16 protein-coding genes are annotated in these 14,882 nt (G+C 40.0%); 5 read left to right on the top strand and 11 right to left on the bottom strand.

Features of this window, described 5'->3' with window-relative positions; all coding sequences use genetic code 11:
* Positions 1-461: 461 nt before the first annotated feature.
* Complete coding sequence (locus tag ACK4HU_RS01735) at positions 462-1,118, bottom strand: protein-L-isoaspartate(D-aspartate) O-methyltransferase (protein WP_409803108.1); 657 nt, start codon at positions 1,116-1,118, stop codon at positions 462-464.
* Between the two features lie 108 nt (positions 1,119-1,226).
* Here ACK4HU_RS01735 and ACK4HU_RS01730 point away from each other — a divergent pair, with 108 nt between their 5' ends.
* The gene (locus ACK4HU_RS01730; protein WP_409803107.1) at positions 1,227-1,814 is read left to right on the top strand and encodes a riboflavin synthase; all 588 of its coding nucleotides are present in this window, start codon (positions 1,227-1,229) and stop codon (positions 1,812-1,814) included.
* Between the two features lie 40 nt (positions 1,815-1,854).
* Here ACK4HU_RS01730 and ACK4HU_RS01725 read toward each other — a convergent pair whose 3' ends face one another.
* From ACK4HU_RS01725 to ACK4HU_RS01700, 6 genes are all read right to left on the bottom strand, one after another.
* On the bottom strand, positions 1,855-2,952 hold the full coding sequence (locus ACK4HU_RS01725) for a lipase family protein (RefSeq protein WP_409803106.1): 1,098 nt from the start codon (positions 2,950-2,952) through the stop codon (positions 1,855-1,857).
* 54 nt (positions 2,953-3,006) lie between these two features.
* A complete protein-coding gene (locus ACK4HU_RS01720) occupies positions 3,007-4,104 on the bottom strand; it encodes a formylglycine-generating enzyme family protein (protein WP_409803105.1) in 1,098 nt (365 codons plus the stop codon).
* A 39-nt stretch (positions 4,105-4,143) separates the two neighbouring features.
* Positions 4,144-5,169, bottom strand: coding sequence for a hypothetical protein (locus ACK4HU_RS01715; protein ID WP_409803104.1), 1,026 nt, complete (start codon positions 5,167-5,169; stop codon positions 4,144-4,146).
* A 348-nt stretch (positions 5,170-5,517) separates the two neighbouring features.
* Positions 5,518-6,153 carry a sterol desaturase family protein gene (locus tag ACK4HU_RS01710; RefSeq protein WP_409803103.1) on the bottom strand — a complete coding sequence of 212 codons (636 nt, stop codon included), beginning with the start codon at positions 6,151-6,153 and terminating at the stop codon, positions 5,518-5,520.
* A gap of 280 nt (positions 6,154-6,433) precedes the next feature.
* On the bottom strand, positions 6,434-6,976 hold the full coding sequence (locus tag ACK4HU_RS01705; protein WP_409803102.1) for a ferritin: 543 nt from the start codon (positions 6,974-6,976) through the stop codon (positions 6,434-6,436).
* 97 nt (positions 6,977-7,073) lie between these two features.
* Positions 7,074-8,420 carry a M20/M25/M40 family metallo-hydrolase gene (locus ACK4HU_RS01700; RefSeq protein WP_409803200.1) on the bottom strand — a complete coding sequence of 449 codons (1,347 nt, stop codon included), beginning with the start codon at positions 8,418-8,420 and terminating at the stop codon, positions 7,074-7,076.
* 66 nt (positions 8,421-8,486) lie between these two features.
* On the opposite strand from ACK4HU_RS01700, the gene ACK4HU_RS01695 reads away from it, so the two are divergent.
* The 4 genes from ACK4HU_RS01695 (at position 8,487) to ACK4HU_RS01680 (ending at position 12,061) form a co-directional block, all read left to right on the top strand.
* Positions 8,487-9,002 (top strand): DinB family protein, encoded by a 516-nt coding sequence (locus ACK4HU_RS01695; RefSeq protein ID WP_409803101.1) that lies wholly within the window; start codon positions 8,487-8,489, stop codon positions 9,000-9,002.
* Positions 9,003-9,005: 3 nt separating this feature from the next.
* On the top strand, positions 9,006-9,800 hold the full coding sequence (locus ACK4HU_RS01690) for a PhzF family phenazine biosynthesis protein (protein ID WP_409803100.1): 795 nt from the start codon (positions 9,006-9,008) through the stop codon (positions 9,798-9,800).
* Positions 9,801-9,815: 15 nt separating this feature from the next.
* Entirely contained in the window at positions 9,816-10,490 is a 675-nt protein-coding gene (locus ACK4HU_RS01685) for a potassium channel family protein (RefSeq protein WP_409803099.1), read from the top strand.
* An 89-nt stretch (positions 10,491-10,579) separates the two neighbouring features.
* Complete coding sequence (locus tag ACK4HU_RS01680) at positions 10,580-12,061, top strand: S10 family peptidase (RefSeq protein ID WP_409803098.1); 1,482 nt, start codon at positions 10,580-10,582, stop codon at positions 12,059-12,061.
* Positions 12,062-12,303: 242 nt separating this feature from the next.
* Here the strand turns inward: ACK4HU_RS01680 and ACK4HU_RS01675 are convergent, their stop codons facing one another.
* From ACK4HU_RS01675 to ACK4HU_RS01660, 4 genes are all read right to left on the bottom strand, one after another.
* Positions 12,304-12,687, bottom strand: a complete 384-nt coding sequence (locus ACK4HU_RS01675) for a CBS domain-containing protein (protein ID WP_409803097.1) — start codon at positions 12,685-12,687, stop codon at positions 12,304-12,306.
* Between the two features lie 225 nt (positions 12,688-12,912).
* Complete coding sequence (locus ACK4HU_RS01670) at positions 12,913-13,257, bottom strand: P-II family nitrogen regulator (RefSeq protein ID WP_409803096.1); 345 nt, start codon at positions 13,255-13,257, stop codon at positions 12,913-12,915.
* Complete coding sequence (locus tag ACK4HU_RS01665; protein WP_409803095.1) at positions 13,254-14,039, bottom strand: DUF1538 domain-containing protein; 786 nt, start codon at positions 14,037-14,039, stop codon at positions 13,254-13,256. The genes ACK4HU_RS01670 and ACK4HU_RS01665 overlap by 4 nt, the downstream gene beginning before the upstream one ends.
* Before the next feature lie 7 nt (positions 14,040-14,046).
* Positions 14,047-14,778: a DUF1538 family protein gene (locus ACK4HU_RS01660; RefSeq protein WP_409803094.1), complete on the bottom strand. Its 732-nt coding sequence runs from the start codon at positions 14,776-14,778 to the stop codon at positions 14,047-14,049.
* Between the last annotated feature and the right edge of the window lie 104 nt (positions 14,779-14,882).

Raw genomic sequence — 14,882 nt, 5'->3', positions numbered from 1 at the left:
TGTCCGCTGATTATTAACGCTGAATACCGCTGATTTGAAGAAACATAGGATTGAGTAGAGCCTTCCCAACTTCCTTGCTTCCCAACATCCAAACCTCCTATTTCCAGAGAAAACTGCCAACTGCGACTGCCTACTCACCACTTACAATTGACCATTTACCCCTCTGAAAAAGTAAGCAGTAAGATGTAAGTAGTTAGTTGTAAGGAGTAGGATTTTAACATTTTTGCAATTTGGGATTTCGGATTTGGTTTCCCGCAGATGTCCGCTGATTATTAACGCTGAATACCGCTGATTTGAAGAAACATAGGATTGAGTAGAGCCTTCCCAACTTCCTTGCTTCCCAACATCCAAACCTCCTATTTCCAGAGAAAACTGCCAACTGCGACTGCCTACTTACCACTTACTTTTCACCACTTACCACTTACTTTTCACCACATACCACTAACAAACTTCCAATCCTCCTACTTCCACCCATATTTTCCCAAAAGCGGCACAAAGGCAAACCCTTCAAATTCTTCTCTGACAGTCTCTTTTCCTGATTTTTTGGTGATTTTGACCATGGCTTGTCTTTTCCGATCCCCAACTGGGATTACCAAAATTCCTCCAACTTTCAGCTGCTGAATCAGTGCTTCGGGAACTACTGGGGCACCTGCAGTGACGATAATTTTGTCATAAGGGGCATGTTGAGGCAGGCCACCTGTCCCATCTCCATAAAATAGATGCAACTCAATTCCGAGGCGTTTTAGAAATCGCTGGGTTCCGTCAAAAAGTTTCTTTTGGTATTCAATCGTAAAAACTTCAGCGCCTAACAAGTGCAAAATGGTTCCTTGATATCCCGAACCTGTTCCAATTTCAAGGACTTTGTCACCCGGTTTGATATTCAAAAGTTCCGTTTGAAAAGCCACAGTGTAGGGTTGGGAGATCGTTTGCCCTTCACCGATCGGAAAAGCCTTGTCTTCATAAGCATGAGAAATCAAGGCTGAATCGAAGAAAAAATGACGCGGTAGGTTGTTAATTGCCTCCAAGACTCGCTCACTTTTGATGCCTTTTGCACGGAGTTCGGCGACAAGAGCACGACGTTTTCCTTTGTGCAAATAAGTATCTTCAAGTTTTAGCATGATGGTGGGGGATAAGTGCTCGAAGATAAATGAATATTTGCCTTACTTTGAACCCAGATAGGCATTTTTTGCTTATCCAATTGATCCATTGAAGTTTAATTTTACATCATGTTTACAGGAATAATAGAGTCTTTTGGGACCATAAAGAAAATCACTCGTGAGGGAAGTAACGTTCATTTTGATTTGGACTCATCGATCACATCTGAGTTAAGAGTTGATCAATCCTTGGCTCATGACGGAGTTTGCCTAACCGTGGTCCATGTGAGTCCAGAGAATTACCGAGTTACAGCAATTGATGAGACCATCACCAAAACAAATCTGGCCGGATGGAATGTAGGCAAGAAAGTTAATCTTGAAAGATGCATGCCAGCAAATGGGAGGTTTGATGGGCACATAGTTCAGGGACATGTCGATCAGACAGGAGTGGTCAAGCAAATTGTGGATCAGGACGGTTCATGGATTTTCGATTTTGAGTTTGAGCAATCCACTGGAAATGTAACCGTGGAAAAGGGTTCGATAACTATCAACGGAACTAGCTTGACTTGCTTCAACTCAAATCCTGGTAAGTTTTCGGTGGCAATTATTCCTTACACCTATGAGCACACCAATTTTCATCAACTTCAAGTTGGAGATTTGGTCAATCTGGAATTTGATATTGTAGGTAAATATATTGCACGTATGATCAAAGGGTATTGAAAAATCCTAGCACTGCCCATTATCTTAGATTGAATAGGCTTTACTCTGGATATTCTCTCTGCAGTAAAAATAAATAAGGTTGAAGTGCGTGGTGCTTGAACACCTTATCCTTTTCGTTGGGAAATACCTTGTAATAGGCCTCATCCGGGTATAAAATGATGAAGTTTCCGGCGCGAGTGAAATGATTACTATTAAAAAATGTCGGGGCCTCATAAGCTGGAAGGGTTTTGATCACTTCTTTTCCAGCATACTTACCTAAGTATTTTTGAAACTTATTTTTTGCTCGTTGGGTGGGATTATCGATGTTGTTGTAGACCTTTTTGAAGATTAGATTTTTGGGAAATTTCTGTTTCTTGATAAAAGCTTTAGCGTCTGTAAAAGGGTTTGTCGTATTGAAATCATTCACTGTCTGAACTGAAAATGGTGTCTCCGGAACCCAATCTGCTCCATTTACCACATTGAAGGCCCATCCTCCTCTGGTAATGAATTCGTAATGATAGGCGAAATAAAGATTTCCCGGCTTTGGTGCAGCACTCGCATAAGTCTTGATGCGGATAGGCTCTTTCCATCTTCCGCTCTCATTCAGGTGATAAAGGTGCGCTGTCATGAGGTAAGAAATAGCACCACCTTGGCTATGACCCGACACCACAAAGTCGCGGTAACCAGCAGTATAAAGTGAGTCCATTTTAGGGACCAAAGTTTCCGCTAAGGCACCTGTTGACAAAGTCCAACCAATATGCACAGCAGCTTTTGGATCCTTGCTAAAATTATATTCAAAGGTATTGGTATCAGAAATCTGCATTTTTCCCTGTGCAGGAATCATAGCAGAATAAAAATTAGCCAACCAGGAAGTGGGACTATTTGCCGTCCCGCGAATGGTCAGCCAAGCTATTTTTTGAGTTTGATCGATCCAGAGATACCACTTGTTTTCCAAACCAACCAGTGGAGATTCATAGATTCTCTTTAGGTTAGGATTTTGCGGGATCCCTTTTGTGAAGATAGAATCCTGCACACTGCCGGCGGTGATGCCGAGGAAATCTTTATATTCTTTTGGAGAAAAACCCGGAGTAAGCTGGGCAAATGAAGTGGTTCCTGCCAAGAGAAAAATCAAGAGGAAAATGGGTTGAAGTTTTTTCATAGAGGAATTAAAAAGAAAGGTTAAGAAATTTCTGTTTAAAAGCTTAATTGTCTGCTAATTGTTTAAACCTAAAGTAGAATTTGGAGCATCCTTTACCAATCGAAAACCGACATTGGAAGTGCCTGAGTCATAAGCTGTCCCTTGTCTTGCAGAGGGGCGATAATTCACACAATAATTTGCAGCACAGAGGTACGACCCACCTTTCATCACTCGTTCCATCGCAAAGGGATTATCAGGATTATAGCAAGGATTCATTCCAGCATCCAGCTTCGGCGCTTGCCCTGCAATCCGGGCGTATTTCAAAGCATCATACCAATCGGCCGTTAATTCCCAAACATTCCCAATCATGTCGTGTAATCCAAACGCATTTGGGGCAAAAGATCCTACTGGAGCTGTACCTAAAAATCCATCTTTTCCTTCATTGTTATGGGGAAAAACACCCTGAAAAGTATTGGCCAAATATTGTCCGTTGGGAGTGAGTTCATCGCCCCAGGCAAAACGCTTTCCGTTCACACCACCTCTGGCTGCAAATTCCCATTCAAATTCGGTAGGCAACCTTTTTCCCGCCCATTTGGCATAAGCTTCAGCATCTTCAAAAGCAATGTGAACTACAGGATGATTCTCCTTGCCTTCAATTGAACTTCTAGGACCTTCGGGATGCTTCCAACTTGCTCCATTTACCCACTTCCACCAAAGTGAAATATCGGAGGTCGGCACTGGGGTAGGAGGAGGCGTGAAGACCATAGATCCTGCCACCAAAATCGATTCATCGGGTTTAGGAGTGCCTGGAGGAAGCTGCTTCTTCAGTTCTTCCCACTCTGGTTTTCTTTCAGCAAGTGTAATGTATCCTGTTGCTGAGACAAATTTGGCATATTCGGAATTAGTCACTTCGTGCGTGTCTATCCAATACCCTTTTACTTCAACTTGGACAGCAGGTTTTTCTGCCGGATAGGCATCAGCTTCGTTAGTACCCATGGTGAATTTTCCTCCTGGAATCCACACCATTCCAGGCTCTTTCTGAGGAGGTTCAGGATTTGAAAAAATGACTTGGGTGTTCGCTGAAAATTCTTCTTGTGCTGATTCTTTGGGCGAATCGCATGAAACAGTAAAACTTAATAAAAAAAGAAAATATAGAAGCGATAGTGTTTTCATGCCTCCAAGTTAACCCAAAAAGGAAATTCTACCCAAGGGTTAATTGTTAACATCAATCCTGAGGTCTACTTTGGAAATCTTTGCTTCGACTTTTTTCCTGAGTTTATTGAAAAATTGTTTTCGCTCTTTCTCACCTGTTCCACTGATTAGAGTGGATCTTTTCATCAGGTTTTCAAGGTTTCGAAACATTGATTCATTGAATTTGGTATCCATAGATCCAATGAAATACATGACACTGTGATTGAGATAGGTGATTTTTGTATCTCCCAATTCCGCCATAAAGGTATTGTCTCCTAACACGATTTCATTTAGATACATTTTATATTCTGCGCTATCTTCTGTTGGGGCCTGACCGAATATGGATTTTTTTCCCGATTCAGCCATTTTTTCCAAATGATCGATTACCTCTAAAACACAGTTGTAAAGGCGTAGGGTATCTTCACCATTTTTGATTATGCCCATTTCATGATATACTTCGATCTGTCTCAGCGTGGTATTTAGACCCTCTTCATTCCAAATTTCTGAAGTAGGTACTCGGTTATAAATCTTAATAGTTTTTTGAGTGATATCCCGGTATTTCTCAAAATGATTGTCTTGGATCGAGAACTTGACATGTTTTAAATTTTCAAATAAAAGGATGGACTTCATCCAAAAGAAAAATTTGAATCCTGCCAAAGCGGGGTGAAAATAATGATGGAAAGGAGGCATATCCTTAACCAGAAAATAGACATGTTTATGACTAAAGCTATTCACCAAGTTTAGTTGGTCCAACACATCTTCCATCCACTCCATGAAACTGTCATCTTGATAGGAGTTGGTTTTGCCCTGGAACATGATGGAGTCGGAATTCAAACTGAAAAACTTGTCCAAGGAAATGTTGAACCGCTGGCAAAGGATTCTTAATTCCTCGAAGTCCAGAAGCTTTTCGCCTCGAATTCTTCGGTAGGCACTGTCCATACTTAAGTTCAAGGTTTCTGCGACTTCGTCAACTAAGGAAGCATAAGAGGGAATGGCTGTCTTGAGGCTATTGAAAAACTGAGCCTGGATGCTGGATGAGATTGTCATAATGAAATAGATTTTAAGTTTATACTCATAAAAATGTATTTGAATGTATAAAAAGAAAAATTATTATTCAATATTGAAAAAAATTTTCTATGGATTTAGGCTTTTACTATGATAGTTTATTTTGATATAACTATATAAACAAAATATTAAAATGTTTTTAAAATGTTTTTTAAAAGAAAGCCAAAACAATAAAATTAAGTTATTCAAAGAAAAAATATGATTCTATACATAAACAAAAAGAGGCTTCTGCCTCTTTTTATTACCTCCAATTAATTAGTATGTTATTTGGTTTTCTTAAATGAGAAACCAAATCCAATTTGTCTATTCATTTTTTCTACAATAGTCGCTTCATGATTGGATAGACTTTTGATTTTCATTTTTCTGAATTTGAATTCTATCCGATTCAAAATAGAATTTTTTCATTTTTCCGGAAATCTCCACGCTCGAAGGTGGTAGCGTGCCATAAAGCCAGTCCCAAAGGATAGTACTAAAGCTGTAACCTTGATTTGGATGGGTGGTGTGATGGAGAATGTGCGCCCTCTGAATTTTTGGTAAAATGAACTTGCAATAGGGCTGATGTAATAAATAGTGAAGAAAACTATACATCAAAAAGCCCGTGAAGAATCCGGCAAAAATGCTGAAAAAGTTATTAAGTCTCAGGGCAATCCAAATAACTCCAATTCCAAGAATCAGAGTCAAAGTTCGATGGAGGAAACTAATCTTAATATTCTGTGGATTGACATGGTGCTCATGATGGTGGAATGAATCTCTTTTTCCCGGAACGATCAATTCATGCAGGAGGAACCTGTGAACAGCATATTCCACATAGGTCCAGCAAAGCCAGCCTCCGAAAAACAGAAAGACTAAATAGGCGGACGTGTCTTTAAAAAAGAATGCTAAAGCAAAAACTCCAGCCAGGATTAAACCGGTTTTTAAGAAGGGAAGCTGAAGGGTGGTCGAGTAATTTTTTGTGTTTGAGTTCATGGTGTTTTTTTGAATGAATTTATTTCATCAAAAGCACCATGAATAATTGGGTGTACTTATCCGCTTGTTTGTTTTTAGTCCATTTTCCCAAAGAATTTAAATCAAATTCAGAAAATCGCAGTTTTTGCTAAAAGCTAATATTTTGATTCTTCACAAAAGGTTTTCCAGCAAATGATATACTTTAAAATCAGTTGCAAAAACTAATACAAGAAGGTTCCAAATCATTTTGAAAACAAAAAAAGCGACCTGAGTCGCTTTTTAGTTGATTTTCTTTTGGAATTTATGCCCCAGCTTCGGCTGCAGAATGAAGTTTTCCAAGCTCCTGATCGATGGTCCAAAGGCCAATGCCTTCTTCTCCTATGATTTCGAATAGCTCAAGAGCTCTTCTGGACATGGTTTCTTCTTCGCGCTGTTCGGTCACATACCATTGCATGAAGCTGAACGTAGCAAAATCCTTTGCGGTAAACGCATGATCAACAATGCTGTTGATAGATTTGGTGACTTTAATTTCATGCTCCAAGATCAATTCAAATACTTCTCTTAAGGAATTGAAGTGATGACGAACTCCGGTGATTTCTGGCTGTATGGCATGTCCTCCTGCTTCGTTGATATATTGAAATATCTTCATCATGTGCATTCTTTCCTCATCAGCATGAGTATAGAGGTATTTGGCAGCATTAGCATAGCCCATCATGTGGCACCAAGATGCCATCGAAAGATAGTAGGCGGAAGATTTCCCTTCCATTTCTACTTGTTGATTGAGTAGGGCTTCTGTATCGTGGAGTAGGGAACGCTGAAGCGTTACGATTTCTTTGTGTTTCATAGTAAATGGAATTATTATATAAACTTAACCTATTGAACTTTATTAAGTTCCCATTATCCTTCTTACAGGGTAAATTTAGAATTGTTTTAAGTAATCCTTATCGGGTCATTGGAGAAGGAAATACAGCCAAACTTTCCTCCCCACTTTCTGTAACTGATTGAACAGCGAAGAAATAATTGTCTTTGGAATAGGGGATTGTTAGGGTAGTTTCTGTGGTAAAGAACTTTTTCTCCCAAACAGGTGATGAAGTCTCACGCATTAATACATAATAACCCTTCGCCTTCCCAATTTTCGGAGCTTTCCAAAGCAAAATTGACTTATTGCTTAATCCTCTCACATCTATCTGCACATCCTCAGGCATTCCTGCTGAATTTGCAAGTGAAGCCGCAGCAGCCAGATTTACAGCAGAAACTTTTCTTAAATATTCGAAATCCATGAATTCAGGCAAATCACCATATTGGATACCATTTTCAACTCTCACGTTTTCATGCTGTTGGTAGAAGTTTTCATTCATTTCTGACATCCTGATAGCTGTAAAGCCATTTCTCAAAAATGGAGTTTGATCGCCACCTCTCAGAAAACGATCACTCCTGTAGATCAACTTAACCTCCATCTGATCAACGTATCGCTCCCCAACTTCCTTGATATAGCGAGCGAGTTGTCGGGATTTGCTGTCATTGTCGGCATTGATGTAGCGACGATTTGCAGCTTGACGCTCGTCTTCTGCCAGGGGGATTGTTTCTGAGAAGACACGAACTTTAGTATTATCACTAATATCAGTGTCACTTGATTTACTGTTGCCTACAATATCATTATTAAGGATTCCTGCAATATTCCAACCTTCAGCTTTCGCTTTGTCTGCCAGATAGGTTGCTCCTTTGAGTCCTTGTTCTTCTCCTGTAAAAGCTACAAAAAGAACAGTAGCTGAGAATTCCATTTTGGCCATTACCCTTGCTAATTCGATGACCACGGCTACTCCGCTGCCGTCATCATTTGCTCCCGGAGCACCACCTTCGGCATCCATAACATCTTTATTTCTGGAATCGAGGTGACCGGAGATGATAAAAATTCGATCATCTGCGGGATTTGTACCTTTTAGAGTGGCGATTACATTTGCACCTGGTGCATCCTTGGTGATCCGTCTTCCATCAGAAGGAATGGTGAATTGCTCGATCGCAGCCGACATTCTACCATTTGAAGTCTTTGCAAACGTGTTGAATTTGGATAAAACATAGCGCTGAGCAGCCGGCATTCCTATTTTTTCATCCTGACTTAAAGTATGGCGCGTGTGAAAACTTGTCAAATCATAAATATATTTTTTGAGCGAGTCTGAGGATACTTCAAAAACAAGTTTTTCGATTTTTGGATTTCTGATGACTGCATTCTGAGCAGAAGCGCCCCAAGAAAGAAGCCCCAGAAAAAGAGTAAATAAAATTTTACACATCATATGTATGGTTATAAGCTAAGTCCTAAATTTATCCCATTACTACCAAACCCTTACATATTTTACATGAACATATTTTCATTGCCTAGAAAAGGCGAATATCCTTCCTATTATGAAATCTATATTTCCAAAATTAAAGATGACAATTTCTCAGGGCACATTCTGCGTCAGGTAAGCGAATTGAGGGAGTGTTTTCAGTCAAAAGAAGAATGTTGGAACACAAAGCCTTATGCAGAAGGAAAATGGTCCCCAAAAGAAGTCTTGGGTCATATACTTGATACTGACAGAATCATGACTTTTCGGGCATTGTGTATTGCAAGAGGAGAGCAAAAAGCGCTTCCAGGATTTGATCAGGATCCCTATGTGGTTGCAGGTAAGTTTAATCATGTTTCCGTGGATTTGCTGCTGAAAGACTTTGAGGCACAACGAAATGCTCTTATTACTTTAACCCAAACCATGGACGAAAGTGTTTTGGATAAAGTCGGAAATTCCAATGGTAATCCAATTACTCCCAGAGGGCTATTTTGGATTATAGTGGGGCATACTATGCATCATGTAAACATCCTAAAAGAAAGGTACTGACTAATGAAAATCCCCATTACTGTCATTGACGCATTTACAGACAGGCCTTTTGCCGGGAATCCGGCAGGAGTTTGTTTGTTAGAAAACCCAATTTCATCCGATCAGATGCAATCCATAGCCATGGAAATGAATTTAAGTGAAACTGCATTTGTGCAAAAAACGTCCATGCCGGGATTCTTTTCTTTGAGATGGTTTACCCCAACATTGGAAATTGATCTTTGCGGTCATGCCACTTTAGCTTCATCTTTTTGGATGTTGCAAATGGGTTGGGCACAAGCAGGAGAGACTATTCATTTTGCAACCAAAAGTGGAGAACTTCGAGTCAAAAGCGAAGGGGAGTGGCTAAATATGGATTTCCCATTGATTCCCACTTTTACAGACATTCATCCTTATTTCAGTACTGAGCTTTTTGGACATGCGATCCTCCACGCTGCTCAACTGAAAAAGAACTGGATTTTCGAACTGGAAAGTGAAAAAGCTGTGCGTGAGCTCATTCCGGACTTTTCCGAAATAGCAAAAAACAGTGAGGAGGGATTTATCATCACAGCAAGAGGGGATGGGGAATATGATATCGTGAGCAGATTTTTCGGGCCGAATGTTGGCGTACCAGAGGATCCTGTGACGGGTTTTGCCCATTGTGCATTGATGGATTATTGGAATCAAAAGGCAGGATTGACTCAAATCAAAGCGTTTCAAGCAAGTAAAAGAGGAGGGGAATTATTTATTGAAAAGCACGATGATCGAGTTGCTATTAAAGGTCGAGCGGTTGCGGTATTAGAAGGAATTATCAATGTTTAAATTCCTTCTTAGCTAATGAAAAACCTAATAGATAAAATAACCGAAAATTGGTTGACTGAAGTCAGCATAATTTCTCTATTGATTTCATTAATCTTCACAGTATTTATCCTTCCAATTCTCATTGAGCTTGGTCATGTGAATTTTGTCTTTGTAAATGCGGTATTTGTATTTCTGTTTTTTGTTGGAATTTGGTCCTCCGACACTAAATTATTGGTCTTTTTTACGAGCATTCTTTTTCTCGTACAGTTATCACTTAGAATCATAAGATTTAGTGATTTGCCAATTGACTTTTATTTAGCGGAGCGAATCATAGGTCTTCTAAATATGGCAGCATTTATATTTTTGAATATCAGGCTTTTGTTCAAAGATCATGAATCCAACACTTATCGAATCATGGGTGCGGTCAATGTGTACCTTTTGGTCGCAATTTATGGCGCATTTGGATTTGAGGTGATTCAGTTAATAATGGGAGATTCCATTTCTGATACGGTTGAATTATCAGGAGTGGATTCAGATTTTTCGACCTATATCTATTTTTCGATGGTCTCAGTAACTACAGTGGGTTTTGGGGACTTTGTCCCTGTGAATATTGCTTCTAAAATGCTATCGGTATTTTTATCGATGGTTGGAATACTCTATCCCGCAATTGTTATTGCTCGTTTGATAGGTGCTGGTGGAAAGGAAAAATAAGCCTACATCCGTTCCTGTAAATAGGTTGAGATATTTGAAACAGATCCCTTTAATTTCTTTGGCTAATTACTTTAACCCACCTTATCTCTATGAGAAAAACTTACTTTATCCTGCTATCTGTCTTTGTTTGCAGCATTTCCTCTGCTCAAGAGATTAGAAAAATCCCAGTAGAATCCAAAGTGGAGACGACGAATGAAGTCACGATCAAAGGCAAGCGAGTACCGTATAGAGCAACCGCTGGCACTCAACCTGTTTGGGATGAAAAAGGGGAACCCATTGCATCCTTATTTTACACGTATTATGAGCGAACAGATGTTGCCGACAAGACTTCCAGACCCTTGGTGATCAGCTTCAATGGAGGTCCGGGTTCAGCCTCAATTTGGATGCACTTGGCGTATACAGGTCCCGTGATTTTGAAAATTGATGATGAGGGATATCCTGTGCAGCCTTATGGGACCAAAGCCAATCCACATTCTATCCTTGATGTCGCAGACATTGTCTATGTCGATCCTGTCAATACCGGGTACTCCAGAATTGTAAAAGAAGACACACCAAAAGCAACATTTTTTGGAATTAATTCGGATATCAAATATCTGGCAGATTGGGTGAATACCTTTGTAACCCGTGCCAATCGTTGGGCATCTCCAAAATACCTGATTGGTGAAAGCTATGGCACCACACGAGTGGCTGGATTGGTGTCAGAACTTCAAAATTCTCATTGGATGTATTTCAACGGGGTGATTTTGGTTTCGCCTACCGATATGGGAATCGAACGAGTAGGGCCTATAAAAATGGCTAATTATTGGCCATACTATGCCGCCACGGCTTGGTATCACAAAGCACTTCCCGCAGATTTGCAAGCCAAAGACCTGGATGAGATTTTGTCAATTGTTGAACCGATGGCCTTAAATGAAATACTGCCCGCCATGTCAAAAGGAGGACTGCTTTCTGACTCCGAGCGTGATGCCATCGCTACCAAAATGGCCTATTACTCTGGTTTGAGTAAAGAGTCAATCCTTCAACACAACTTGATGGTTCCTACCAGTTTCTTTTGGAAAGAATTGCTTCGAGAGCGTGATGGCATGACCATCGGTCGGTTGGATAGTCGATACAAAGGTTTTGATAGAATGGAGGGTGGAGAGAGATATGATTTTGATCCGGCATTGACAAGCTGGAATCATGCTTTTGCGCCAGCATTCCAGATTTATGCCAAAAACGTCCTGAAATTCAATACCGATTTGACCTATAACCTTTTTGGACCGGTACATCCTTGGGATCGAAGCAATGAGACTACGGGTTATGATTTGGGGACTGCAATGCGTCAAAATCCTTACTTACATCTGATGGTTCAGTCGGGATATTTCGATGGCGGAACAGATTACTTTAATGCCAAATACAGTATTTGGCACATCGATCCGAATGGAAAAATGAAAGCTAGAATTGATTGGAAAGGCTATCGATCAGGTCACATGATGTATTTGAGAGCTGAGGATTTGGCGACTTCAAATGAAGATATCCGACAGTTTATCCAAAAGTCTGCTGTAGCCCCAAATCAGCCTGCTAAATACTAGGCAAACCTTGATCTATAAGAATACCAGCCCGGAAATTCATTTTCGGGCTTTTTTACATCTTATTTATTGATGAAAGCAAAATCAATAGAATGTATATTCAGAATTTTACCGGTAATTCAAATTATAGAGTAGAAAATACATCGAAACACTTGATTTTGGCATTCATCGGACATCGGTCATCGGACTCGTGTCCCGAGAGAGATACGTCCTCAGGCAAAGTAACTTCTCCAAAAGAAATATTCTCAATAAGTATATACAATATCTCTCAAATGGATCACCCCAATGTAGTTTCCATTTTCTTCCACAGGTGCGACAGTGATTTTTGAATTGAGGAGAAGTCTGGAGACGTAGCGGCTGTTTAGGGTAGAAGGAATAGACAATGCTGGTTTGGTCATGATTTCATATACGCTGACCTCTTCAGGTTTGAGATCTTTAGCTATTACTCCCCGAATGATATCCGAGATGACTACAATGCCGTTGGCATCCTGTTCACTTCTTTTTTTGATGAATAGGTAATCTACCCTTTTTTCTCTCATCAAATCTATTGCCTCCCGTACTGATGCTAAGCCATCGACATAAACTAGGGTCGGAGAAGCGATTTCACTTGCTGTTTTGAAAGTTTTCATATGATTATAATTTTTTTTTAAAGGCCATATGGAATCTTCGCATGACAGATGATCATTCCTCTGTGGGACACCGACAGGGTCATGCTTGATTTCATGTGTTTATAATTTGATTTTATCGGTCACACCTGCCTGCCGGCAGGCAGGTGGAATCTTCGCATGGTGGATAATCATCCCAGTGTGTGATCCCGTACGTACGGGATCATGCTTGATTTCATTTTATGGTTTTTACAGGTTTTCTTCTCTTAGTTTTCCTTTTATATTTTCAATCTGTTTTTCTAGTCCTGCAACACGCTCAACATTGAGAACCACCGCAATTCCATTTCCCGACTCTTGTAATTTGCAATTAACAGTGATTTCGTCTAGCACCTTATTGACAATGTGTTCTTCTACAACGAATAAAAGAATGTCTGTTTTGTCTGTGATCGAAACTCCAAGAAATGTAGAAGGTGAGGAACCCGAGCCTCTTGCAGGGATAACCACATCACCTGTCGCCCCGGCTTTTTTTGCAGTTTCTATGACCTTTTCTGTTATTTCAGGATTGACTAAAGTCATTACAATTTTGAATTTCATGGTGTATGATGTTTTTTGGATGCTTTCTTAATCAACTCAATAATCTGTAAATATCCTAAGACTGTAATAATCGGAAACATGCACACGAGGGCGATTAACCCAAATCCATCCAAGGCTGGGTTGCTCCCTTCAACTGATGAGGAAAGACCTAACCCTAAAGCGGCTACGATTGGAACGGTAACAGTCGAAGTAGTAACTCCACCTGAGTCATAGGCTAAAGCTACCATGCTCTTTGGAGCGAAAATTGTCTGAATAATTACTATGAAGTAACAAACTAATAGGTAATAATAAAGGGGAGTTCCAGTTACAATTCTGAATGTCCCGATAGCCAAGGCGATGCCCGCGCCAAGGGCTACAGTAAGTCTAAGCGTAAATTCATTTAAACTTCCCCCCGAGATAGAATTTGCTTTGATTGCCACTGCTTTGAGGGCAGGTTCGGCTAGGGTGGTAGAAAAACCTACTAAGGCCGCGAAAATATAAATCCAATAATAGGAGCCCCAATAGAGTTCTTCGGAGGAATGTGTTTTTACAAATTCAGGTGAAGAAAGTTGTAGAGCCATCAGTTTGCCAATCGGAAAAAGTGCTTTTTCCAGCCCCATTAAAAACATCGCCAAACCAATAATGACAAAAATAAAACCCAAAAAGACATTACGAAGGTTTGGAATTGGCTTTTTTATCACCAGAATCTGATAGAAAGCAATCAACAATAATATAGGAGCCACATCCCCAATGGTAGTGAGTAAAATGGAGCCAAATTCTATGATGAGTTCTACGCTTTTCATTCAATAGTTAAAATATAATCATCCCATACGCCATCACAAATATCATAGGGAAAAGCGATGCCAAGGCAATCAAACCGAAACCGTCAGACAAGGGATTCCTTCCTTGGATAACAGAAGCTAAACCAACCCCTAAGGCCGTCACCAAAGGGACTGTGATCGTAGAAGTAGTGACACCTCCAGCATCATATGCGATTCCGATGATTTCTTCCGGTGCAAAAATGGTCATCAGCATAACCAACAGATATCCTCCGATGATCAGATAATAAATTGGCCAGCCTTTGATAATTCGAATTACTCCTAGCAAAATCGCTAATCCAACTGAAATCGCCACTGAAATTCTAAGTCCAATGCTATAATTGAATTGTTCGCTTTCTGAAATAATCCCTCCATCTACTGCTACTTTTCCAGCTTCCTGTGCCACTGCAATTAGAGCAGGTTCGGCAATGGTCGTAGAAAATCCCAAAAGAAAGGCAAAGGAGAACAGCCAGAAAGCACTTCCTTTTTTTGTCAATGCGAAAGAAAGATTTTCACCTATAGGAAAAAGGCCCATTTCTAATCCCTGAATAAAAAAAACTAATCCCATGATTACCAAAAGTAGTCCTAAGACAATATCAAATACCTCTGGAAAGGGTTGTTTCAAGACTAGGGTTTGAAAAAATATCACTACAAGGACTATCGGCAAAAGATCCAAAAATGCACTTTGGAATTTGCGGTAAACTTTGAGTGTGGTTTTTATCATAAAGCTATGTTTTGATGAAATCAAACAATCTTTCTTCACTATGCCAGTACTTCATCGAAGTGACTTTTACCCTAATATTATGGATGATCTATTTTTTTGGTCAA

Source organism: Algoriphagus sp. (assembly GCF_046296635.1).
Lineage (GTDB): Bacteria > Bacteroidota > Bacteroidia > Cytophagales > Cyclobacteriaceae > Algoriphagus.
Note: the sequence above shows the minus strand (reverse complement) of the source record. Positions and strands in the feature narration are given on the sequence as shown.